At 67.5% G+C, this 21,856-nt stretch carries 17 protein-coding genes; 12 read left to right on the top strand and 5 right to left on the bottom strand.

Annotated features, from left to right (window positions below; genetic code table 11):
* Positions 1 to 438 precede the first annotated feature (438 nt).
* From F3J15_RS03900 to fdhA, 8 genes are all read left to right on the top strand, one after another.
* Positions 439 to 1,341, top strand: coding sequence for an alpha/beta hydrolase (locus F3J15_RS03900; RefSeq protein ID WP_166887981.1), 903 nt, complete (start codon positions 439 to 441; stop codon positions 1,339 to 1,341).
* 67 nt (positions 1,342 to 1,408) lie between these two features.
* Positions 1,409 to 1,978, top strand: coding sequence for an isoprenylcysteine carboxylmethyltransferase family protein (locus tag F3J15_RS03895; RefSeq protein WP_166887980.1), 570 nt, complete (start codon positions 1,409 to 1,411; stop codon positions 1,976 to 1,978).
* A gap of 17 nt (positions 1,979 to 1,995) precedes the next feature.
* Entirely contained in the window at positions 1,996 to 3,279 is a 1,284-nt protein-coding gene (locus tag F3J15_RS03890) for a nucleotide disphospho-sugar-binding domain-containing protein (protein WP_166887979.1), read from the top strand.
* On the top strand, positions 3,276 to 4,871 hold the full coding sequence (locus F3J15_RS03885; RefSeq protein ID WP_166887978.1) for a DHA2 family efflux MFS transporter permease subunit: 1,596 nt from the start codon (positions 3,276 to 3,278) through the stop codon (positions 4,869 to 4,871). The genes F3J15_RS03890 and F3J15_RS03885 overlap by 4 nt, the downstream gene beginning before the upstream one ends.
* Positions 4,872 to 4,881: 10 nt before the next feature.
* Positions 4,882 to 5,820 (top strand): glycosyltransferase family 2 protein, encoded by a 939-nt coding sequence (locus F3J15_RS03880; protein WP_166887975.1) that lies wholly within the window; start codon positions 4,882 to 4,884, stop codon positions 5,818 to 5,820.
* A gap of 8 nt (positions 5,821 to 5,828) precedes the next feature.
* Positions 5,829 to 7,667, top strand: a complete 1,839-nt coding sequence (locus tag F3J15_RS03875) for an efflux transporter outer membrane subunit (protein WP_166887972.1) — start codon at positions 5,829 to 5,831, stop codon at positions 7,665 to 7,667.
* Positions 7,667 to 8,857 (top strand): efflux RND transporter periplasmic adaptor subunit, encoded by a 1,191-nt coding sequence (locus tag F3J15_RS03870; RefSeq protein WP_166887969.1) that lies wholly within the window; start codon positions 7,667 to 7,669, stop codon positions 8,855 to 8,857. Before F3J15_RS03875 ends, F3J15_RS03870 begins: the two co-directional genes overlap by 1 nt.
* A 302-nt stretch (positions 8,858 to 9,159) precedes the next feature.
* On the top strand, positions 9,160 to 10,356 hold the full coding sequence (fdhA, locus tag F3J15_RS03860; RefSeq protein ID WP_039369545.1) for a formaldehyde dehydrogenase, glutathione-independent: 1,197 nt from the start codon (positions 9,160 to 9,162) through the stop codon (positions 10,354 to 10,356).
* 155 nt (positions 10,357 to 10,511) lie between these two features.
* Here the strand turns inward: fdhA and F3J15_RS03855 are convergent, their stop codons facing one another.
* Entirely contained in the window at positions 10,512 to 11,534 is a 1,023-nt protein-coding gene (locus tag F3J15_RS03855; RefSeq protein ID WP_166887966.1) for a class I fructose-bisphosphate aldolase, read from the bottom strand.
* Between the two features lie 378 nt (positions 11,535 to 11,912).
* Between F3J15_RS03855 and F3J15_RS03850 the strand changes: the two genes are divergently transcribed.
* The gene (locus tag F3J15_RS03850; RefSeq protein ID WP_166887963.1) at positions 11,913 to 12,827 is read left to right on the top strand and encodes a LysR substrate-binding domain-containing protein; all 915 of its coding nucleotides are present in this window, start codon (positions 11,913 to 11,915) and stop codon (positions 12,825 to 12,827) included.
* On the opposite strand, the gene F3J15_RS03845 is transcribed toward F3J15_RS03850, so the two are convergent.
* The 3 genes from F3J15_RS03845 to F3J15_RS03835 form a co-directional block, all read right to left on the bottom strand.
* Positions 12,816 to 13,703 (bottom strand): DMT family transporter, encoded by an 888-nt coding sequence (locus F3J15_RS03845; RefSeq protein WP_166887960.1) that lies wholly within the window; start codon positions 13,701 to 13,703, stop codon positions 12,816 to 12,818. The genes F3J15_RS03850 and F3J15_RS03845 overlap by 12 nt on opposite strands.
* A gap of 173 nt (positions 13,704 to 13,876) precedes the next feature.
* A complete protein-coding gene (locus tag F3J15_RS03840; protein ID WP_089485158.1) occupies positions 13,877 to 14,647 on the bottom strand; it encodes a hypothetical protein in 771 nt (256 codons plus the stop codon).
* Positions 14,648 to 14,909: 262 nt separating this feature from the next.
* Positions 14,910 to 16,331 (bottom strand): PLP-dependent aminotransferase family protein, encoded by a 1,422-nt coding sequence (locus F3J15_RS03835; protein ID WP_166887957.1) that lies wholly within the window; start codon positions 16,329 to 16,331, stop codon positions 14,910 to 14,912.
* Positions 16,332 to 16,606: 275 nt separating this feature from the next.
* Here F3J15_RS03835 and F3J15_RS03830 point away from each other — a divergent pair, with 275 nt between their 5' ends.
* Positions 16,607 to 18,019: a discoidin domain-containing protein gene (locus F3J15_RS03830; RefSeq protein ID WP_166887954.1), complete on the top strand. Its 1,413-nt coding sequence runs from the start codon at positions 16,607 to 16,609 to the stop codon at positions 18,017 to 18,019.
* Positions 18,020 to 18,075: 56 nt separating this feature from the next.
* Here the strand turns inward: F3J15_RS03830 and F3J15_RS03825 are convergent, their stop codons facing one another.
* Positions 18,076 to 19,101 (bottom strand): GlxA family transcriptional regulator, encoded by a 1,026-nt coding sequence (locus F3J15_RS03825; RefSeq protein ID WP_166887951.1) that lies wholly within the window; start codon positions 19,099 to 19,101, stop codon positions 18,076 to 18,078.
* Positions 19,102 to 19,548: 447 nt separating this feature from the next.
* Between F3J15_RS03825 and F3J15_RS03820 the strand changes: the two genes are divergently transcribed.
* Together F3J15_RS03820 and F3J15_RS03815 are read left to right on the top strand one after the other, a co-directional pair.
* On the top strand, positions 19,549 to 20,823 hold the full coding sequence (locus F3J15_RS03820; RefSeq protein ID WP_059600252.1) for a serine hydroxymethyltransferase: 1,275 nt from the start codon (positions 19,549 to 19,551) through the stop codon (positions 20,821 to 20,823).
* Positions 20,824 to 20,854: 31 nt separating this feature from the next.
* On the top strand, positions 20,855 to 21,826 hold the full coding sequence (locus tag F3J15_RS03815; protein ID WP_021160631.1) for a dipeptidase: 972 nt from the start codon (positions 20,855 to 20,857) through the stop codon (positions 21,824 to 21,826).
* Positions 21,827 to 21,856: the final 30 nt, after the last annotated feature.

Here is a 21,856-nt window from a genome sequence, read left to right as displayed (position 1 = left end):
CATTCGGTTAAGCGCGGAAGTCGACGCGCGAAACGGCGTCACGATTTATTCATGAAAATCCGTTTGAAATAGGCGAATTAAACGACGTAACTCATTGATTAAAAATGAATGTGTATCGATTGAACGGCGACCGGCTGCCGCTCCGCAAACGATTGCGATCGCCCTCGAATGCATTCCGCATACCATAAAAAATGCTGGAATAATTTGAATCGGCCGCATTTCCTAACAGAGTAGAGGGTATCGTTGGAATGACTTGAGTCAGTAATATTGTCCGTATTAGTATGGCGCCGCACTACGAGGAATGAATCGATGCCGCCGGTATTGCCGCGGTGCATGGGCCAATCGCGCGATTCGGATCGCGCGTGAAAAACCGGCGCAGTCATTGCGCACCTGCAGCATGCCGCGACGTCGAGACGCCGCATCCACCGGAGAACGACGATGCTGACCGAAAAACACGTGATCCCGCTGCCGAATGGTCTGAAGGTTTACGTCGAACGGAACGTGTTCGACCCGGCGTTCGACACGGCGATGCTCGTCAACGGCGCCCTCGCGACGACCGCGTCGTTCGGGCAGACCGTCCAGTATCTCGGCGAGCGGATGAACACGATCTGCTTCGACCTGCCGTATGCGGGGCAGTCGCGCCAGCACAACCCGGGCTGCTTCATCCTGACGAAGGACGATGAAGCCGCGATCCTGCAGCACCTGGTCGAGCGCTTCGCGCCGGCGTACCTCGTGTCGGTGTCGTGGGGCGGGGTCGCGTCGCTGTTCGCGCTCGCACGCGGCTGCCCGAGCGTGCGGCGCGCGGCGATCTGCTCGTTCTCGCCGTTCCTGAACGACGCGATGGTCGACTACGTGACGCGCGCCCGCGACCACATCGCGGCCGGCGAGAACCTGAAGGCCGCGCAGCTGCTGAACGACACCGTCGGCCGCTACCTGCCGCGCATCATGAAGCTGTACAACTACCGGTATCTCACGCGCCTGCCGCGCGACGAGCAGGATCAGGTCGCGTTCCACGTCGACCAGATCCTGTCGCTGCAGCCGGAGCGCTACCTCAGCGAGTTCTCGAACATCGGCTGCGAGCTGCTGTTCCTGAACGGCGAGCGCGACGAATACACGACGCCCGCCGACGTGCGCCAGCTCGGCGCGCATGTGCCGCGCGCACGGTTCGCGACGGTGCCCGACGCCGGCCACTTCCTCGACATCGAAGGCCGCGCGCAGCGCGAATACACGCGCTCGGCGTTGCTCGACTTTTTCTGCGGCGGGTCGTCGCTCGCCGCCGGCATCGCGCTCGCCGCCTCGCAGGCGTGCGTACCCGCATCGATGCACGCGCTGTCGTCGTGACGCCGTACGCCGTGCGTCCGGACCGCGCGGCGCTCCCGAATTCCCATCCCAACGAGGCAGGCCAGCCGTGAATATCGTTCAGACCATCGCCATCGTCGTTCCGTGGGCCGTATGGCTCGCCTACTGGATCGCCACTTCGCAAGGCGTGAAGACGACCGTGCGCAAGGAAGCGTCGCGCTCGCGCACGTTGCAGTCGATTCCGCTGATCGTCGGCGGCGCACTGATCATCCTGCCCGATCCGTCGTGGCAGGCGCTCGTGCCGGACTGGCAGCGCTTCGGCCTGCAGGCGCAGTGCGGGCTCGGGGTACTGGTGGCCGGCCTGCTGTTCTCGGTGTGGGCGCGGCTGCACCTCGGCACGAACTGGAGCGTGTCGGTCACGCTGAAGGAAGACCATGAGCTCGTCCGCACGGGGCCGTATGGGCTCGTGCGTCACCCGATCTATACGGGCTGCCTGATCGCGCTCGCCGGCGCCGCGCTGATCGGCGGCGAATGGCGCGGCGCGATCGGCGTGCTGCTCGTGTTCGCGTCGCTCGCATACAAGGTGCGCGTCGAGGAAAGCTGGCTGACCGGGTATTTCGGGCCGGCGTACACGCAGTACCGTCGCGAAGTCGCGGCGCTGATTCCCGGCTTCTACTGAACCCCGCGAGGCGCGCGATGGCGAAGATGATCGTGACCGCGATCGGCTCGGCGGGCGACGTGCATCCGCTGCTCGGCGTCGCGCGCACGCTCGCGGCGCGCGGTCACGACGTCGTGTTCTGCACGCATGCGCCGTTCGAGGCGGCCGTGCGCCGTTGCAGGTTCGACTTCGTGCCGATCGGCACCGCGGCCGACTACGAGGCCGCGATGGCGAACCCCGCGCTATGGGATTCGCGCACGTCGTTTCGCACGCTGTGGGAGGTGATCGCGCCGACGTTGCGCCCGCATTACGACGCGCTGCGCGCGCTGACCGACGACGATACGGTGCTCGTCGGCACGCTGTGGGCGTTTTCCGCGCGCTTCATGCAGGAGCTGCACGGCACGCCGTATGTGTCGGTGCAGGTGTCGCCGTCGACGCTGCTGTCCGCGCATGCGCCGCCGACGCACCCGCGCCTGACGATTCCCGCGCGCTGGCCGCTGCCCGTGAAGGCGGCGCTGATGACGCTGATCGAGCGGCAGGTGCTCGATCGTACGTGCGGTCCCGCGCTCAACGCGGTGCGCCGCGCGCTCGGGCTCGCGCCGGCGCGGCGCGTGCTGGGCCGCTGGCTGCATTCGACCGATGGCGTGCTGTGCCTGTTTCCCGGCTGGTTCGCGCCGCCGCAGCCGGACTGGCCGTCGAATCATCTGCAAAGCGGTTTCCCGCTGTTCAACGATATTGCGACTCCCGAAGACGATGTGGCACTCGATGCGTATCTCGCGGCCGGTGAACCCCCGGTCGTGTTCACGGCCGGTTCGACACGCATCGATCACGCGGCATACGCGTGCGCGGTGGCGGACGCGCTGCACGCGACCGGCGCGCGCGGGATCCTGCTGACGCCGCACGATGCGGCGCCGGACAGTGACCGTTTGCTCGTGCGCCGCTTCGTGCCGATGCGCACGCTGCTGCCGCGCTGCCGCGCGCTCGTGCATCACGGCGGGGTCGGCACCGCGGCGCTCGCGTTCGAAGCCGGGATCGCGCAGGTCGTCACGCCGTTTGCGCACGACCAGTTCGACAACGCGCAACGGGTCGCCGTGAGCGGCTGCGGCGTTCGGGTCGACGGCCCGATCGACGGTGCGCGTCTCGGCGCGGCGCTCGCGCGCGTGCTTGGTGAACCTTCGTTCGCGGCGCACGCGGCGCGCACGCGCGCGCTGCTTGCGGCCGAGCAGGACGGCTGCGACGCCGCCGCCGATTTCATCGAACGGTTCGCACCGGCGCACGGACAGGCCGCCGCGCGGCCCGAAGCTGCGGTGGCCGGCGCATGAGCACCGCGTCGCCGCTTCACGACGGGCCGGTCGCGCCGTCCGCGTTCGACGGGCCGGCGCCCGCGCCGGCTGCGCAGCCGGTGCGTGGCATCCGGCTCGCGCTGCTGACATTCGCGCTGTCGCTCGCGACCTTCATCGAGGTGCTCGACTCGACCGTGACGAACGTCGCGGTGCCGGCGATCTCCGGCAGTCTCGGCGTATCGAACAGCCAGGGTACGTGGGTGATCAGCTCGTATTCGGTCGCGGCCGCGATCGCGGTGCCGCTGACGGGCTGGCTCGCGCGCCGCGTCGGCGAGTTGCGGCTGTTCGTCGGCGCGATCCTGCTGTTCACGCTGACGTCGCTGCTGTGCGGGCTCGCGCGCGACCTGCACGTGCTGGTGATCTGCCGCGCGCTGCAGGGGCTGTTTTCCGGGCCGATGGTGCCGCTGTCGCAGACGATCCTGCTGCGCACGTTCCCGCCGGACAAGCGCACGATCGCGCTCGCGCTGTGGGCGATGACGGTGCTGCTCGCGCCGATCTTCGGGCCGGTGGTCGGCGGCTGGATCGTCGACACCTTCTCGTGGCCGTGGATCTTCCTGATCAATTTGCCGATCGGGCTGTTCTCGTTCGCGGTCTGCACCGCGATGCTTCGCCCCGACGCGCAACGCGGCACGGCCGGCCCGATCGACGTGCCGGGCATCGTGCTGCTCGTGATCGGCGTCGGCTCGCTGCAGGCGATGCTCGATCTCGGCCACGATCGCGGCTGGTTCGGCTCGCCGCTGATCGTCACGCTCGCGGTGGTCGCGGCGCTCTCGATCGTGTCGCTGCTGATCTGGGAGGCGGGCGAAGCGCATCCCGTCGTCGATCTCGGCCTGTTCCGCGATCGCACGTTCTCGTTCTGCGTACTGATCATCTCGCTCGGGATGATGAGCTTCTCGGTGGTCGGCGTCGTGTTCCCGCTGTGGATGCAGGCCGTGATGGGCTACAACGCGTTTCACGCGGGGCTCGCCACGGCGTCGCTCGGCGTGCTCGCGCTCGTGTTCTCGATCCTCGTCGGGCTGCATGCGCATCGCTTCGACGCGCGCGTGCTCGCGACCTTCGGCTTCCTCGTGTTCGCGGCCGTGCTCGCGTGGGATGCGCATTTCACGCTGAAGATGACGTTCGCGCAGATCGCCGCGCCCGGGCTGATCCAGGGGATCGGGCTGCCGTGCTTCTTCATTCCGCTGACCGCCGCGACGCTGTCGCGCATTCCCGACGACCGGCTCGCGGCCGCGTCGAGCCTGTCGAACTTCCTGCGCACGCTGTCCGCCGCGTTCGGCACCGCGATGAGCGTGACGCTGTGGGACAACCGCGCGACCTATCACTACGACGTCGTGTCGCAATCCGTCACGCACGCGTCGGCGAACACGCAGCGCTTCGTGCACACGCTGAACGCGATGGGCGTGGACGGCGTGCGCGAGCTGTCCACGCTGCACCAGGTCGTGATGCAGCAGGCCTACATGATGGCGACCAACGACATGTTCTGGATGGCGAGCATGACGTGTCTCGTCCTCGCGGCAATGATGTGGCTGACGCGGCCGAAGCGCGGCGCGGCGGCGTCGTTCGGACATTGAGGAGAGGAACATGACGACACTCGGCGCACTCGTGATCCTGTATCACCCGAGCGAGGCACAGCTCGACGCGCTCGGCGCATGGCGGCATGCGTGCGACGCGCTGCTCGTCGTCGACAACACGCCGCAGCCCGATGCGCGGGCCCGCGAGCTGTGCGCGCGCGAGGGCATCGCGCTGCTGCATCACGGCAATCGCGGCGGGATCGCGGGCGCGTACAACGCGGGGCTCGCGGCGCTGTTTCGCGATCGGATCGACGCCGTCGCGCTGTTCGACCAGGATTCGTCGGTGCCGGTCGCGTATTTCCCCGCGATGCGCGATGTCTGCGCGGGGCTTGGCAGGCGCGCGTTCCTGGCCGGCCCGCGCATCTTCGACGAGAACGCTCGCAGCTTCCTGCCCGAACTGTCGACCAACGGGATCGGGCTGCGCCGCCTGCGTATCGAGCCGGGCGCGCCGTTGCAGCGCTGCGCGTTCCTGATTTCGTCGGGCTGCGTCGTGTCGCGTGACGCGTTCGACGTGCTCGGCCGTTTCGACGAGACGCTGTTCATCGATCACGTCGATACCGAATACAGCTTCCGCGCGCTGTCGCGCAACGTGCCGCTCTATGTCGTGCCGTCGCTGGTGCTGCCGCACCGGATCGGCGCGAAGCAGCGTCACGCGATCGGCCCTTTTGAAATGACGTCGATGAATCACTCGTGGCAACGGCGCTATTACAGCGCGCGCAATGCAGTGCAGCTCGGGATGCAGTACGGGTTGCGCTTTCCGGTGGCGATCGTGCCGAACCTGTTGACGATGTGGCAGATCGTGCAGATCGCGCTCGTCGAACGCGACAAGCGCGCGAAGCTCGCCGGCATCCTGTTCGGCATCGCGGACGGCCTGTTCGGCCGGCTCGGCCCGCTCGAACGCACGCGGCCGCGTCTGGCCGCGCGTGCGCAACGCGTGCAGCAGGGGTGAGGGGCGCGATGCGGCGTGTGAATGAAGCGGCGCGTGTGGCGCAGGGCGTGAAGGGCGGCTCGATGATGATCGTCGCCGCGGCAGTGTCGCTGGCGTTGAGCGGATGCGTGCCGTCGGGCTTCCTGCCGTCGCTGTCGTTGCGCGCGCCGGCCGACGATGCGCTCGCGCACACGGCCGGCCCCGGCGTGAACGGCGCGTGGCCCGCGCCCGACTGGGTGAAGCAGTTGCAGGATCCGCAACTCGACGCGCTGGTCGCCGAGGCTTCGCAAAACAACCCCGACCTGCAGGTCGCGCAGGCGCGGCTGCGGATCGCGCAGGCGCAGCTTCAGCAGTTCGATTCGTTGACGGGACTGACGGGCACGGCCGGCGCGACGGTAAGCCGCGCGCGGATGCCGAAGCCGGGCGACGACGTCGCCAACGTGTCGGTCAGCGGCTATCGCGTGCCGGTGGAGATCTTCGGCGATCCGAACACCTCGCCGTCGTCGGTGTTCGTCGGGCTGACCTATCAGCTCGACCTGTGGGGCAAGAACCGCGCCGCGACGAAGAGCCTGATGTCGCTGCGCGAAGCGGCGCGGGTCGAGGCCGAGCAGGTGCGGCTCACGCTGGCGGTCGCGATCGTCACCGTGTACTGCCAGCTCGACCAGGCGTATGCGACGCAGGACCTGCTGCAGCAGAAACTGAAGGTCAGCCAGCGCGTGACGACCGTGCTGCGCGAGCGCACCGCGCGCGGGCTCGACAACGCGTACGACGCGAGCGACGCATCGATCAAGCGCAGCAAGCTGCTCGCGCAGATCGCGATGAACGACGAGCAGATCAAGCTCGCGCAGCTGCAGCTCGGCGTGCTGTCCGGCCGGGGCCCGGAGCGCGGGCTCGCGCTGCAGCGGCCGCGGGTCGGCGCATTGGCGGGCAGCGCGCTGCCCGCGCGGCTGCCGGCCGATCTCCTGGGGCGCCGGCCCGACATCGTCGCCGCGCGCTTGCGTGTCGAAGCCGCGTTCGCGAATGCCGATTCGACACGCGCACAGTTCTATCCGGACGTGAACCTCGTCGCGCTCGGCGGCGTGTTCGCGCTCACGCCCGCGTCGCTGTTCTCGCGCGATGCGCTCGCCGGTTCCATCGGCCCGGCGATCTCGCTGCCGATCTTTGACCGCGGCCGGCTGAAGGCGAAGCTCGGTGCGGATGTCGCGCAGGCCGACGTCGCGATCGGGCTGTACAACAAGACCGTCGACGACGCGCTCGGGCAGGTCGCGCAGTTCGTCACGTCGCTGCAGACGTCACAGACGCTCGTCGCGCAGCAGCAGGATGCGGTCGCGGCCGCGCAGAAGATCGTGGAGATCGCAACCGACCGGCACCGGCGCGGCGTGCTGATGCAGAAGGACGTGGATGTCGCGGATCTCACGCTGATCGACGAGCGCGCGCAATTGATCGCGTTGCTCGGCCGGCAGCGATCGCTGCGCGTCGGGCTCATCGGCGCGCTGGGCGGCGGGTTCGATGCGGGCGCGACGGTTGCGCAGGCGCCGGCCGCGCATCGGGCGCGTAGCGGGGCGGCCAAGCGAGGCGCTGCGCCCGCCGTGGCCGCAGCGACCGCACCGACCGCGAGCCGACCGGTGGCGGCGCCGTCGACCGATGGGCGTGCGGCGAGCGTGGCTGTGCCGCCGATCGTCGCTGCATCGAATGCGGGTTCCGCACGCCGAGATGACACGGCACACACGCCGGCCGTCGCCGCGACACCTCGCGGCACCTCCGTTCCCGCGCACACGGCAGCGGCGAATCCGGCGCCGAGCCCGTCGGTCACGCCACCGATTCCCCTGTTCCAGCACGATCGTCTGATCGTTACGCAAAGCGACTGATGCACCACGACAACCTCCATACCGCCGCGCCGCCGGCCGCACTGAACGACCCGGCACTCGACGCACGCCGCGCGACGCGCCGCAAGCGCTTCATCGCGTTCTTCGCGGTCGTGCTGGTGGCCGCGCTCGCATGGATCGCGTACTGGCTGCTGAGCGATCGCTATTACGAAGACACCGACGATGCGTACGTCGCCGGCAGCATCGTCCAGGTCGCCGCGCAGATCCCCGGATCGGTGACCGACGTCGTGGTTGCCGATACGCAGGCCGTGCGCGCCGGCCAGACGCTCGTGAAGCTCGACGACACCGAGGCGTCCGTCGCGTTCGCGCAGGCGAAGGCGCAGCTCGCACAGGCGGTGCGGCAAGTCGCGAACGCGAAGATCTCGAACACGATGTACGTCGAGGCCGTGAATGCGCGGCGCGCCGACCTGTCGCTCGCGCAGCGCGCGTTCGCTGCGCGCTCGGGCGCGTCGGTCGAGATCGTCGCGCCCGAGGAACTCGCGCGTGCGCGCGCGGCGGTCGCCGGTGCGCAGGCGAATCTCGCGGCCGCGCAGGCGCAGCTCGATGCGGCACGTGCGCTCGGCACCCGGTTGCCCGTCGACGAAAGCCCGGCGGTCGTGCAGGCGGCCGCGCAGTTCAAGCTCGCGTACCGGAACCTGAAGCGCACGACGATCGTCGCGCCGGTCGACGGCACGATCGGGCAGCGTTCGGTGCAGGTCGGCCAGCAGGTCGGGCCCGGCGTGCCGCTGATGTCGATCGTGCAGCTCAACCAGCTGTGGATCGAGGCGAATTTCAAGGAAGGGCAGATTCGCCACATGCGCATCGGGCAGCCGGTCGAGGTCGTGTCGGATCTGTACGGCTCGCGCGTGACCTATCGCGGCCGCGTGCAGGGCTTCTCGGCGGGCACGGGCAGCGCGTTCTCGATGCTGCCGTCGCAGAACGCAGCCGGCAACTGGATCAAGGTCGTGCAGCGCGTGCCGGTCGTGATCGCGCTCGATGCGCGCGATCTCGCCGCGCATCCGCTGCGCGTCGGGCTGTCGATGCGCGCGACGGTCGACACGCACGATCGCAACGGCCACGCGCTCGACAGCGAGCCGCCGACGCCGGCCGTCAGCACGCGCGTGCACGACGGCGTCGCGAGCGACGCGGAAAGCGCCGCCGCCGCGATCATCCGCGAGAATCAGGGCGGGTAACGCCGGCCCGGGAGAGGGGCGGCCGGTCGGCACGACCGGCCTGCCGCCCGGCGCGTCACGGCCCTTGTCAGCGCCCCCAGCACCCTCACCCTCCAGCGCGTCGCCCCGCGCGCCAAACCTTCCCGTCGTTTCCCGCCCGACTTTCGCATTTCCGACATCGATGTCGGCGCCGTTCAAACGCGTGTCGCGTTTGAGACATCGGCGCCCCTGCCTCCGGGACTACTCTCGAACAGCACGTTGCGCGTGCGCCGCATGGCGCCGGCGCGCCGCGGCGCCATCCAACGAGACATGGAGACAATACGATGAGCAGCAATCGAGGTGTCGTCTATCTTGGGCCGGGCCAGGTCGAAGTCCAGAAAATCGATTATCCGAAGATGGTCGATCCGAGCGGCCGCGCGATCGGCCACGGCGTGATCCTGAAAGTGGTGAGCACGAACATCTGCGGTTCCGACCAGCACATGGTGCGCGGCCGCACGACCGCGCCGGTCGGCCTCGTGCTCGGTCACGAGATCACGGGCGAGGTGGTCGAGATCGGCCGCGACGTCGAGACGCTGAAGCTCGGCGATCTCGTGTCGGTGCCGTTCAACGTGGCCTGCGGCCGCTGTGCGATGTGCAAGGACACGCATACGGGCGTGTGCCTGAACGTGAACCCGTCGCGTGCCGGCGGCGCCTACGGCTACGTCGACATGGGCGGCTGGATCGGCGGCCAGGCCGAGTACGTGCTCGTGCCGTATGCCGATTTCAACCTGCTGAAATTCCCCGATCGCGATCAGGCCATGGCGAAGATCCGCGATCTGACCTGCCTGTCCGACATTCTGCCGACCGGTTATCACGGCGCGGTGAGTGCGGGCGTGAAGCCGGGCTCGACGGTCTACATCGCGGGCGCGGGCCCTGTCGGAATGGCGGCGGCCGCGTCGGCGCGCCTGCTCGGCGCGGCCGTGACGATCGTCGGCGACATGAACGCGGAACGCCTCGCACACGCACGGGCGATGGGCTTCGAGACGGTCGACCTGTCGAAGGACGCCTCGCTCGGCGAGCAGATCGAGCAGATCCTCGGCGTGCCCGAGATCGACTGCGCGGTCGACTGCGTCGGCTTCGAGGCGCACGGCCACGGTTCGTCGGGCCATTCGGAGGAAGCGCCTGCGACGGTGCTGAACTCGCTGATGGAAATCACGCGCCCGGCCGGCGCGATCGGGATCCCGGGCCTGTACGTGACGGACGATCCGGGCGCGAAGGACAAGGCCGCGCAGCACGGCAGCCTGAGCATCCGCTTCGGCCTCGGCTGGGCGAAGTCGCACTCGTTCTTCACGGGCCAGACGCCGGTGCTGAAGTACAACCGCAACCTGATGCAGGCGATCCTGTTCGACCGTCTGCCGATCGCGAAGATCGTCAACGTCGAAGTGATCTCGCTCGACCAGGCGCCGGAAGGCTACAAGAAGTTCGACGGCGGCGCGCCGCGCAAATTCGTCATCGACCCGCACGGGTTGCTGGCGGCGTAACGAGACCGACTGCCGCGCGGCAATCGAAAGGGGCCGGGGCGCTTGAGCGCCTCGGCCCTTTGTCGTTCCGCAAGCGCGCGCTCAATGCCCGCGAGGGAACCGGGCGGGAAGCTCACGTATGAACGATCGACCGGGCGACATTCGCCCGGCTCCGTTCATGCGGTGCGCTCCATCTCGACCTCGTACTGACCGCAGCAGGCCGCACTGTTCAGGCGTGCACGCAGCAGCAGCGCATCCTGCGCGGCGCGTACGTTGGCCGCCTGTCCCTTCCACGCGGCCAGCGGCGGCTCCTGCAGCGCGCGTCCATAGGAAAAGCTCAGCACCCACGGTCGCCCGTCGACGCGATTCATCGCATCGAGATGCGCCGTCGCTTCCTCGGGCGTCTGTCCGCCGGACAGGAAGAAGATGCCGGGCACTTCGGCCGGCACGTTGCTGCGCAACAGGCGCACCGTGGTTTCCGCGACCTCGGCGGGGGCCGGCTGTTCGGGGTGCGTGCTGCCCGCGACGACCATGCTCGGTTTGAGCAACATGTGCGCCAGCACGACCCGGTGCCGGTGCAGCGCGTTGAACACGGCGTGCAGCACGGCGTCGGTCACTTGCGCGCAGCGGCCGATCGAATGATCGCCGTCCATCAGCACTTCCGGCTCGACGATCGGCACGACGCCGGCCTCCTGGCAGATCGCCGCATAGCGCGCCAGCGCTTCGGCGTTGGCTTCGATCGCCGCCTGGCCGGGCAGCGTGTCGGACACGTTGTACACCGCGCGCCATTTCGCGAACCGCGCGCCTTGCCGCTGGTAGCCGTCGAGGCGCGCCGCAAGCCCGTCGAGCCCTTGCGTAATTTCGTCGCCGGGCGCGAGCGCGAGCGGAATCTTGCCCGCGTCGACCTTGATGCCGGGCACGATCTGCTGGCGAGCGGCGAGTTCGGGCAACGGCGTGCCATCGTCCGCACATTGCCCGAGCGTCTCTTCATACAGGATCACGCCGCTGACGAATTTACCGAGGCCCGGTGTCGACAGCAACAGGGTGCGCCATGCGCGGCGGTTCTCTTCGGTCGATTCGACCGCGATCGTCTTGAAGCGCTTCGCGATGGTCGGCCCGCTTTCGTCGGCGGCCAGCAAGCCTTTGCCATCCTGAACGAGTGCCTGGATCGTCGCCTGGAGTGTGCTCTCGGTGCTCATGGAATTCCTCCGCTGAAACCGCCACGCGGCCGGGTCGACCGCCCGCTGTTCACTTCGTCACGGTCGTCACGCCGCCTTCCGATTTCATTCTTTGTCGCGCACGGGCCAGAACGCAAGGCGCGTGCTCGGGTGGCATCGTCCGTGCCAGGGCGGGTGCGTGACGCGCGGGCGTTCGACGTACGCGACGCATCGCGCGAAACGGGCGGTGCCGGAAACGGGGCGCCTTTTTTGCCGTGGAGGCGCAGGGGAGAGCCGGCCACGCGCACGTTCGGCGCGGCCCGGAACACGGGCGCCCCGCGGTCCCGGGTACCCGCAATTGCTGCGATAATCATCGCCCGTTCCCGACCCCATCGCCGCCGTTCGGCGGCGCATCCACGGATGGCCAAGTCACTTCCCCTCGCAGCGTTGCACACGTTCGTCGAAGTGGCGCGCTGCGGCAGCATGAAACAGGCGGCCGACCAGCTCTGCATTTCGCCGGGCGCCGTCAGCCAGCATGTGCGCAATCTCGAGGATCGCCTCGCCGTGCGGCTGTTCGAGCGCACCGGCCGCGAACTCGAGCTGACCGGCACCGGTCGCGCGCTGTTCGACCAGCTTGCCGGCGGCTTCAACGAGATCGAGGCCGCATGGGCGAACGTGCACGGTGCGAACCGGCGCGTCGTCCGCCTCGCGGTGACGACCACCGCCTCCTTCGCGAACACGTGGCTCGTGCAGCGCCTCGGCGCATTCAATGCAGCGTACCCCGACATCGAAATCACCGTCGAAACGCGCGCGCAGCTGGTCGACCTGCGGCGCGACTATGTCGACGTCGCGATCCGGCACGGGTTGGGCCACTATCCCGGGCACGCATCGTTCCGCATCTGGACACCTGAGCTGTGGCCCATCTGCAGCCCGCAACTGCTCGATCCCGCCCGCCCGATCGCCGCGCCGGCCGACTGCCTGTCGTATCCGCTGCTGCAGGACGCGGATCGCGCCGATTGGGCACTGTGGTTGCGCGCGCAGGGAATCGAGGACCCTCGTGCGCCGCGCGGCGCGAGCTTCAGCGAGGATGCGTTGTTGATCAAGGCGGCGGTCGCCGGGCAGGGCGTGGCGCTGGTGCGCGACATCTATGCGCGGGACGAAGTCGCGGCCGGCCGGCTGGTTCGCGTGCTCGCACGGCCCTGGCCGACCGAGTTGTCCTATTACGTCGTGTGCAGCGAAGCGCGCCAGCACGAATGGAAGATCGCCGCGTTCCGCGACTGGCTCGCGAGCGAGATCGGCGGCGACGACGACGGCCCGCGCGATCTACTGGCGTGACCCGCGCGCGGTGGCGATCGTGAACCCCTTGAGCTTGCCGGTCGCGAGCGCGGTGCCGAGCAGGATGATCGCGCACCCGGCGACCGTCTGCACGGTGAGGGTCTCGTGCAGGAAGATCGCGCCCCATACGACGCCGAAGATCGGGATCAGGAACGTGACCGACGCCGCATACTGCGCGCCCGCGTTGCGGATCAGCCCGAAATACAGCAGGTAGGCGACGGCCGTGCAGATCGCGCCGAGCAGCACCACCGCGATCCACGCGGACGTTTGAACGGGCCCGTGCGGCCACATCGGCAGCGCGAGCGGCACGAGCGCGACCGCCGCGAACAACTGGCTGCCGAACGCCGACACGAACGGCCTGACGTTCGCCAGCTTGCGCTTCGAGTAATGCGCGGCGAACCCGTACGACAGCGTCGCGAGCATCGCGGCGGCGATCGCGCGCGATGCGCCGGGCGTGCCGGCGCCGACCGCCGAACCGGCGAGCACGACGACGCCGGCGAAACCCAGCGCGAGGCCGATCGCCTGCGGTTTCGTCAGCGGTGCACGCAGCCATACGTACGCGACGATCGCGGTCCACAACGGCGTCGTCGCATTCAGGATCGAATCGGTGCCGGCCGACACGAACAGCGCCGCGTAGGTCAGCAGGCAGAACGGCAGCGCCGAGTTCGTGATGCCGACGACGAACAGCGGCAACGCATGCGAGCGGAATTCCTGTCGTGCCTGCGCGTGGCGCAGCACCGGCGACAACAGCACGGCCGCGATCGCGACGCGCAGCGCGATCAACGGGACGACGCCGAATTCCGGTGCGCCCATGCGCATGAAGAGGAAGGACGCGCCCCAGATGGCGGCAAGGGCCACGAGCTGTAATGCATTCATCGACGACTCCGTTCGGTGGATCGGGCGGCCGGAACGCGATACGCGAGATGCACCGGCGCGGGCGAATGACCCATTGAACGTCACGCGTGAGTCGCGACGCAAACGAGGTTTTGTGAGGGGTGGTTTAGAAAAATGAATCGACGGGCGCGCATGCACTGACTGCGCCTGCGCGCTCAGTGGCCGCGATAGAGCTGCGCGATTTGCTGCGTATTGCCGGCGGTGGAGCGTCGCGCACGCGCGGTGTGCGTGCTCACGCGGTGGAAGGTATGCGGGCGATGCGCGGCACCGTGACTGCCTTTCCAGCCCGTCAGGCGAACCGTGGCGGCGGGGTGCGACCGGTCGGGGGCGCGCATGGCCGGCGCCGCTCGCGCGACTGCCGTCGGTCCGGCGGATGCACGGGTGGTATCCGGGCTGGGGCTGCCTGGGCGGGCGGCCGCCACCTGCGTTCCGTCAGTCGAATGAAACGGATAGACGGGTGCGGGCAAGACCGGCAGCACGGGATCGTTCGATGCGTACCGGGGGGCATCGCTCGCCATCGCGCGCGAACCATTCGAACCGCGACAGACCGGATCGGCCTTGCATGTCCGGTCGACCACCACGTAGCCGCCGACCAGCAGCACGAGTGTCAGGATGCTCAGGATCGGCGCGGTCGACGCGCGAGGCTGCTGGAACGCCGCGTTGCGAAGCGCGCGCGCGATGCGCGACGACCACGTGTGAAAGGCGTGCGGAGCGTGCGTGGCGTGGGCGTCGTCTGATGCGTGGTGGATCGAATCGAACGGCCAGTTCCGCCGGCCGCAGACGGGGCAGTGCTCGAGCGCACGGAAGGCCACGAAGCCGCATTCCCTGCAGCGGAAGCTGGCCGTGCGCCGCGCTTCCGCTCGCGCGTTCAGGATCGCGCGCCAGTCGTCGCGCGCGCGAGTTGTGCGATTGAGGAGGACTCGCATCGCTGGAAACGGTCGGGCGCCGTCAACGAGGCGAACGTTCGCCGGTCGTCATGATCCGTTCCTGCCAGACAGGCGATCGGCCCGTGCCGGAATGTCGTTGTGCGTACATCGTCGACTGTCGTTCGCATGCGGTGTTCATGGGATTCTCCGTGACATCGGGTGCGCGGAACACGTTCGTCCGTGATGGCCTACGTTTCATTTTTGGTCGCTGGCGCGTGAAACGCAAGGTACAGAGTGGCCGCGGTGATTCGTCGGTTCCGCGCTAACCGTCCTGCCGCTGTCGGGCCGCGAGCGTCCCGATGGTCTCCATCGCGTGTTCGACCGCCGGCGTCCACGGCCGGCCGTAATTGAGCCGAAGATAGCGCCGGAATCCGCCGGTTGCCGAAAAGATCGGCCCCGGCGCGATGCTGACGCCGCTATCCATCGCATCGCCGAACAGGTGCAACGCATCCACGCGCGGCGGCAGTTCGATCCACAGGAAATACCCGCCGCGCGGCGCGAACACTTCGGTGCCGGCCGGAAAATACGCACGCACGGCCGCCAGCATCTGTGCCTGGTGTGCGGCCAGATTGCGGCGCAGCTTGCGCAGGAAACGGTCGTACGCACCGTCGCGCAGGTAGCTCGAAATGGCCATCTGCGCAGGCACGTCGGCGGCCGGCGCGCTTGCGCCCTTTGCCTGACGAATTTGCCGCACGTAGCGTCCGGCCGCGACCCAGCCGATCCGGAACCCGGGCGCGAGGCATTTCGAGAACGAACCGCAATGCAGGACGAGACCGCTGTCGTCATACAGCTTGGCGGGACGCGTGGGTGCCGTGCCGAAATGCAGCTCGCCGTAGACGTCGTCTTCGATCAGCGGCACGTCGCGCGCCGCGAGCAGGTCGATCAGTGCGTGCTTGCGCTCGTCGGTCAGCGTCGCGCCGGTCGGGTTGTGGAACGACGTCATGAACCAGCACGCGCGCACCGGATGCGTGTCGAGCGCTTTCTCGAGCGCGTCGAGATCGAGGCCGGTACGCGGGTCGACCGGAATCTCGACGGCCTTCAGGTGCAGGCGCTGCACGGCCTCCAGGGCCGCATGAAACGCCGGTCGCTCGATCGCGACGATATCGCCGGGGCGCGTCAACGCCTGCAGGCTGAGCGTCAGCGCTTCGAGCGCGCCGGTCGTGATGATGATCTCGTCCATCGGCAACGCCGCGCCCGCATTCAGGTAGCGCAGCGCGATCTGGCGGCGCAGCCCGTCGTGGCCGGGCGGCGCGCCGGCCAGCAGGGCCGTGCGATCCATGTTGCGGGCCGCCGACGCCATCGCGCGCCACAGGCTGCTCATCGGGAACAGCGAATAGCTGGCGAAGGCCGAGCCGAGCGGAATGACGTCCTCGCATCGGAGCGAATCGAGCAGCCGGAACAACGTATCGCCGTTGCCCGCTGGCGGGGCGGCCGGCTTGCGCGGCGGTTCATGGCCGAACCGCACGCGCCTGTCTTCGAGGTTCGCAACGAAATATCCGGACCGTGCACGCGCGACGATCAGACCCTCGCCTTCGAGCGCGTAGTACGCGCGAAACACGGTGGACGGGCTCACGCCATATGCGCGGCACGCGGCGCGCACGGTGGGGATGCGCGTACCGGGGGCCAGATCTCCACGCCGGATCGACTCGGAAATCGTCCGGGCGAGCTTCGCATAACGCTTCATGCCTGCCTCAAGTCGAGCAGCTTTGTGCCGAAAAAAGAGTAGCACGGGGCGCGCTGCGCCACAGGGTCGTTATCCCGTGATCCGCTCGTTTTTCACGGGCTCTGATCCTGTTTTTCGGCGCGACGCGCTGGCATCCTCTAGCCCCTCGAGCAATCTTTGTTCCCGACATTGACCGATACGGAATTCACGCTGTCCGCCGGCTGATCCGTGCCCCGTGCGCCTGTGCGTGCGAGGTCTAGTCAGCGGTGTCATGACCCTAACCGGAAACCTTCAGCGTGAAATTGAAAACTCTTGTCGCCGGCCTCGTGGCCGGCGTTGCCCTCAACCTCCTCGGCGGCGCCGCGCAGGCCGCCTGCATCAGCAATCCGCCGGCGCAATCCAACGCGTCGTTCCCCGCCGCACTGACCGGCAAGCTCGTCTATCACAGCTACGTCAATTACGGCGACGGCACGAGCCAGCTGTTCCTGTACGACTTCTCGGCCCATACGCTGACGCAACTGAGCAAGAGCGCGTGGGGCATCACCGATCCGATGAACGGCGTATTCAGCCCCGACGGAAAGTGGCTCGCGTTCATGGGCATCAAGAACAACGCGTGGAACGTGTTCATGGTTCAGCTCGGCACCAACAATGCGCCGATCAACATGACCAACAGCACGGGCGCCACCCGCAACGAAGACCCGAAATTCAGCACGGACGGCAAGACCCTCGTGTTCAAGCAGAATGGCGACGTCAAGCAGGCGACGCTGTCGTACACGAGCGCGGGCCCGGTGTTCACGTCGGTCGTGAGCCTGACCAACGCGCCGGCCGGCGCCGAGTATTCGATGCCGTTCCTCGCGCCGGATGCGAGCGCCGTGTACTACGCGACCGGCACCGGCGCGAACATGGGGCTGATGAAGCGCACACTCGCGACCGGCGTCACCGCCACGTTCGATCACCCGGCCGGGCTGCAGACGTACTACCCGATCGTGCGTGGGGACGGCATGGTGTTCTACGCGCGCTGGAAAGACAGCGGCCAGGCCGACCAGATCTATGCGAAGACCGCGGACCCGGCGTCGACGCCGAACGCGTTGCCGATCAACGATTGCGTGAGCAACAACTCGGATCCGGCGCCGGTGACCGGCACCAACTACGTGTTCTTCTCGTCGACGACGGCGGGCGGCTACCAGCTCTACGTCGGTGACGTGACGACCGGCCAGCGCTGGAGCCTGTCGCAGTTCGGCGTGAACGCCGACACGACGAAGGCCAAGCTCGGGTCCAGCTACTACGGCGGCCCGGCCGCCGCGCAGCCGACGCTGCTGTCGCAGGGTCGTCCGGCTACCGCATCGGCGAGCTACAACGCATCGCTCACGGCCGACAAGGCGTTCGACGGCAACACCACGAGCACGCGCTGGGATTCGCCGGAAGGCGCGGGCGTCGATCCGCAATGGATCTCCGTCGATCTGGGCGCGACGAAGACGATCAGCAGCATCGATCTCTACTGGGATGCGGGCGCGCTCGTGTACCAGATCCAGACGTCGAACGACAACGCGAACTGGACGACGATCTACTCGACGAACAACGGCGTGTCGTATGGCCACGTGACGCTGCCGAACCTGAACGGGCATGGCCGCTACGTGCGGATGCTCGGCACGAAGCGCGCGACGCCGTGGGGCTATTCGCTCGACGAAATGCAGGTGTGGGGATCGTAAGTGCAAAAAAAGCGACCTTCGAGGTCGCTTTTTTTTTGCGTCAATCGCGGCGAGGATCACGCATGCAGCACATGCGCCGGAAAGGCGGGGCTGGCGCTCGTCGCACTCTGCGCGAGCGGCGCAACCTGCTTGCGGCGCTCGCGGGTCGGCGCGACACCGAACGCGTCGCGATAGCTCTTGCTGAAATGGCACGCCGACTGGAAGCCGCACGCCATCGTGATGTGCATGATCGACATGTCGGTCTGCAGCAGCAGTTCGCGCGCGCGGCGCAGCCGCAGCGTCAGGTAGTAGTGCGTCGGCGTCATGCCGAGGTGTTCGCGGAACAGGCGCTGCAGTTGCCGCTGCGACATGTTCGCGAGCCGCGCAAGCTCCTCGCGTGACAGCGGCTCCTCGATGTTGTTCTCCATCAGCGAGATCACTTCGAACAGCGACTTGTTCGCGGAGCCGAGGCGCGCGACGAGTGGCATGCGTTGCTGCGCGCTCGTGTCGCGCACGTGTTCGACGATGAACTGCTCGGCGATCTGCGTGACGCGCGCGGTGCCCACGCGCGCGGCGATCAGGTTCAGCATCATGTCGAGCGGCGCGACGCCGCCCGTGCACGTGATGCGGTCGCGGTCGATCACGAACAATTCCTTCAGGAAGCGCGTGTCCGGAAACTCTTCCTTCAGCGCCGACATGTTCTCCCAGTGGATCGCGCACGCGTAGCCCGCGAGCAGCCCCGACTTCGCGAGTGCATAGGTGCCCGTGCACAGGCTGCCGAGCGGGATGCCCGCGCGCGCGAAGCGGCGCAGCGTCGACAGATGGGCGGACGTGGTCGCGCGCTGCACGTCGACGCCGCCGCACACGAACACGATGTCGGGCTGCCCCACGCATTCGGCCGGGCCGGTGTCCACCGTCAGGCCGTTGCTCGCGGTGACCGGGCCGCCGTCCGGGCTGATGACCGACCAGCGGTAGAGCGGCTGGCCGCTCAGGTAGTTCGCCATCCGAAGCACCTCGATCGCATTGGTGAACGCGATCATCGTGAAGTTCGGTAACGGCATGAACGCGAAGTGGGACAGCGACGCTGTGCGGTCGGGCGACATGGGGAGCGTTCCTAGAATCTCTAATAGCTTTACGCCCGGGGGGCACGGACGGGCTGCGATATTGTGTGAGCCAGCGCAACAAGCGTGCCATACGGCTAAACCCTAGATCCATACGTTGTCTGGCCGCAAGCGGCATGCTGCACTGCACCGTATTCGTGATGTGCTGCACCCCGACCGGGCGGCAATCGCACCGCCGGCGTGCCTGTTCATAGGTGAACTGTGTCGACCATTTCTGTTGGTCATCCGAAAAAGCACGACCGGTCACTTGTATAAAACGGACGCGGATGGCGGAAAAGGCAAAGAACGCGTCTAAATTCATCAATCCGCCGAAAATCCGAACGACAAGAATAGAGCCGTCGGCAGCCTTGAACGGGACGAGCGGGAAACCCAGGCAGGGCGGGCCTTGAGCTTCGGTTTCAGCCCCTTATTCTTCGTCACGGACGCACTATGTCGAACACCCAGCCTTTCTTCTCGCAGCCCCTCGCCGAGCGCGACGCGCCGGTGCGCAGCGCCATCCTGAAGGAACTCGAGCGTCAGCAGTCGCAGGTCGAGCTGATCGCGTCGGAAAACATCGTGTCGCGCGCCGTGCTCGAGGCGCAGGGCTCGGTGCTGACCAACAAGTACGCGGAAGGCTATCCGGGCAAGCGCTATTACGGCGGCTGCGAATTCGCGGATGAAGTCGAGGCGCTGGCAATCGAGCGCGTCAAGCAGATCTTCAATGCCGGCTATGCGAACGTGCAGCCGCACTCGGGCGCGCAGGCGAACGGCTCGGTGATGCTCGCGCTGGCCAAGCCGGGCGACACGGTGCTCGGCATGTCGCTCGACGCGGGTGGCCACCTGACGCACGGCGCGAAGCCGGCGCTGTCGGGCAAGTGGTTCAACGCGGTCCAGTACGGCGTGAACCGCGACACGATGCGGATCGACTACGACCAGGTCGAAGCGCTCGCGCACGAGCACAAGCCGAACCTGATCATCGCCGGCTTCTCGGCCTACCCGCGTGCGCTCGACTTCGCGCGCTTCCGCGCGATCGCCGACAGCGTCGGCGCGAAACTGATGGTCGACATGGCGCACATCGCCGGCGTGATCGCCGCGGGCCGCCACGCGAACCCGGTCGAGCATGCGCACGTCGTCACGTCGACCACCCACAAGACGCTGCGCGGCCCGCGCGGCGGCTTCGTGCTGACCAACGACGAGGAGATCGCGAAGAAGATCAACTCGGCCGTGTTCCCCGGCCTGCAGGGCGGCCCGCTGATGCACGTGATCGCCGGCAAGGCCGTCGCGTTCGGCGAAGTGCTGCATGCGGACTTCAAGACCTACATCGACAACGTGCTCGCGAACGCGCAGGCGCTCGGCGAAGTGCTGAAGGCGGGCGGCGTCGATCTGGTCACGGGCGGCACCGACAACCACCTGCTGCTGGTCGACCTGCGTCCGAAGGGCCTGAAGGGCGCGCCGGTCGAACAGGCACTGGAGCGCGCGGGCATCACCTGCAACAAGAACGGCATCCCGTTCGACACCGAGAAGCCGACCGTCACGTCGGGCATCCGCCTGGGCACGCCGGCCGGCACGACGCGCGGCTTCGGCGTCGCGGAATTCCGCGAGGTGGGCCGCCTGATCCTGGAAGTGTTCGACGCGCTGCGCGCGAACCCGGAAGGCGACCACGCGACCGAACAGCGCGTGCGCCGCGAGATCTTCGCGTTGTGCGAACGCTTCCCGATCTATTGATCCCACCGACCCGACAATACTGGAGCAACACATGAGCACGCTGCATCAAGACAGCATCATCATCGACGGGCTGAACATCTCGAAGTTCGAGAAGCCGGTGTTCGAAGACATGCGCCGTGGCGGCATCACTGCCGCGAACTGCACGGTGTCGGTGTGGGAGAACTTCACCAAGACCGTCGACAACATCGGCGTGATGAAGAAGAAGATCCGCGACAACAGCGAGTTGCTGACGCTGGTGCGCACGACGGAAGACATCTTCCGCGCGAAGAAGGAAGACAAGACCGGCGTGATCCTCGGCTTCCAGAACGCGCATGCGTTCGAGGACAATATCGGCTACATCGAAGCGTTCGCCGACATGGGCGTGCGCGTCGTGCAGCTCTGCTACAACACGCAGAACCTGGTCGGCACCGGTTGCTACGAACGTGACGGCGGCCTGTCGGACTTCGGCCGCGAAGTGATCACCGAGATGAACCGCGTCGGCATCATGGTCGACCTGTCGCACGTGGGCGGCAATACGTCGTCGGAAGCGATCGCGTTCTCGAAGAAGCCGGTGTGCTATTCGCACTGCCTGCCGTCGGGCCTGAAGGAGCATCCGCGCAACAAGAGCGACGAACAGCTGAAGGAGATCGCCGATGCGGGCGGCTTCGTCGGCGTGACGATGTTCGCGCCGTTCCTCAAGCGCGGGATCGAAGCGAACATCGACGACTACATCGAGGCGATCGACTACGTCGTGAACCTGATCGGCGAGGATGCGGTCGGCATCGGCACGGACTTCACGCAGGATTACGCGAAGGAATTCTTCGACATGCTGACGCATGACAAGGGTCGCTATCGCCAGCTGACGAACTTCGGCAAGGTGATCAACCCGGACGGCATCCGCACGATCGGCGAATTCCCGAACCTGACGGCGGCGATGGAACGCCACGGCTGGAAGGAGTCGCGTATCCGCAAGATCATGGGCGAGAACTGGGTGCGCGTGTTCAAGGACGTGTGGGGCGCATAAGCGCCGCGAACGCCGAACCGCCGCCAGCGA

Source organism: Burkholderia sp. Ap-955 (assembly GCF_011753045.1).
Taxonomy (GTDB): domain Bacteria; phylum Pseudomonadota; class Gammaproteobacteria; order Burkholderiales; family Burkholderiaceae; genus Burkholderia; species Burkholderia lata_D.
Note: the sequence above shows the minus strand (reverse complement) of the source record. Positions and strands in the feature narration are given on the sequence as shown.

Excerpts from the sequence above, each read along its gene's own strand:
- F3J15_RS03900 (WP_166887981.1), top strand. The coding sequence starts at position 439 with ATGCTGACCGAAAAACACGTGATCCCGCTGCCGAATGGTCTGAAGGTT.
- F3J15_RS03890 (WP_166887979.1), top strand. The coding sequence starts at position 1,996 with ATGGCGAAGATGATCGTGACCGCGATCGGCTCGGCGGGCGACGTGCAT.
- F3J15_RS03885 (WP_166887978.1), top strand. The coding sequence starts at position 3,276 with ATGAGCACCGCGTCGCCGCTTCACGACGGGCCGGTCGCGCCGTCCGCG.
- F3J15_RS03880 (WP_166887975.1), top strand. The coding sequence starts at position 4,882 with ATGACGACACTCGGCGCACTCGTGATCCTGTATCACCCGAGCGAGGCA.
- F3J15_RS03875 (WP_166887972.1), top strand. The coding sequence starts at position 5,829 with ATGCGGCGTGTGAATGAAGCGGCGCGTGTGGCGCAGGGCGTGAAGGGC.
- F3J15_RS03870 (WP_166887969.1), top strand. The coding sequence starts at position 7,667 with ATGCACCACGACAACCTCCATACCGCCGCGCCGCCGGCCGCACTGAAC.
- fdhA (WP_039369545.1), top strand. The coding sequence starts at position 9,160 with ATGAGCAGCAATCGAGGTGTCGTCTATCTTGGGCCGGGCCAGGTCGAA.
- F3J15_RS03855 (WP_166887966.1), bottom strand. The coding sequence starts at position 11,534 with ATGAGCACCGAGAGCACACTCCAGGCGACGATCCAGGCACTCGTTCAG.
- F3J15_RS03850 (WP_166887963.1), top strand. The coding sequence starts at position 11,913 with ATGGCCAAGTCACTTCCCCTCGCAGCGTTGCACACGTTCGTCGAAGTG.
- F3J15_RS03845 (WP_166887960.1), bottom strand. The coding sequence starts at position 13,703 with ATGAATGCATTACAGCTCGTGGCCCTTGCCGCCATCTGGGGCGCGTCC.
- F3J15_RS03840 (WP_089485158.1), bottom strand. The coding sequence starts at position 14,647 with ATGCGAGTCCTCCTCAATCGCACAACTCGCGCGCGCGACGACTGGCGC.
- F3J15_RS03835 (WP_166887957.1), bottom strand. The coding sequence starts at position 16,331 with ATGAAGCGTTATGCGAAGCTCGCCCGGACGATTTCCGAGTCGATCCGG.
- F3J15_RS03825 (WP_166887951.1), bottom strand. The coding sequence starts at position 19,101 with ATGTCGCCCGACCGCACAGCGTCGCTGTCCCACTTCGCGTTCATGCCG.
- F3J15_RS03820 (WP_059600252.1), top strand. The coding sequence starts at position 19,549 with ATGTCGAACACCCAGCCTTTCTTCTCGCAGCCCCTCGCCGAGCGCGAC.
- F3J15_RS03815 (WP_021160631.1), top strand. The coding sequence starts at position 20,855 with ATGAGCACGCTGCATCAAGACAGCATCATCATCGACGGGCTGAACATC.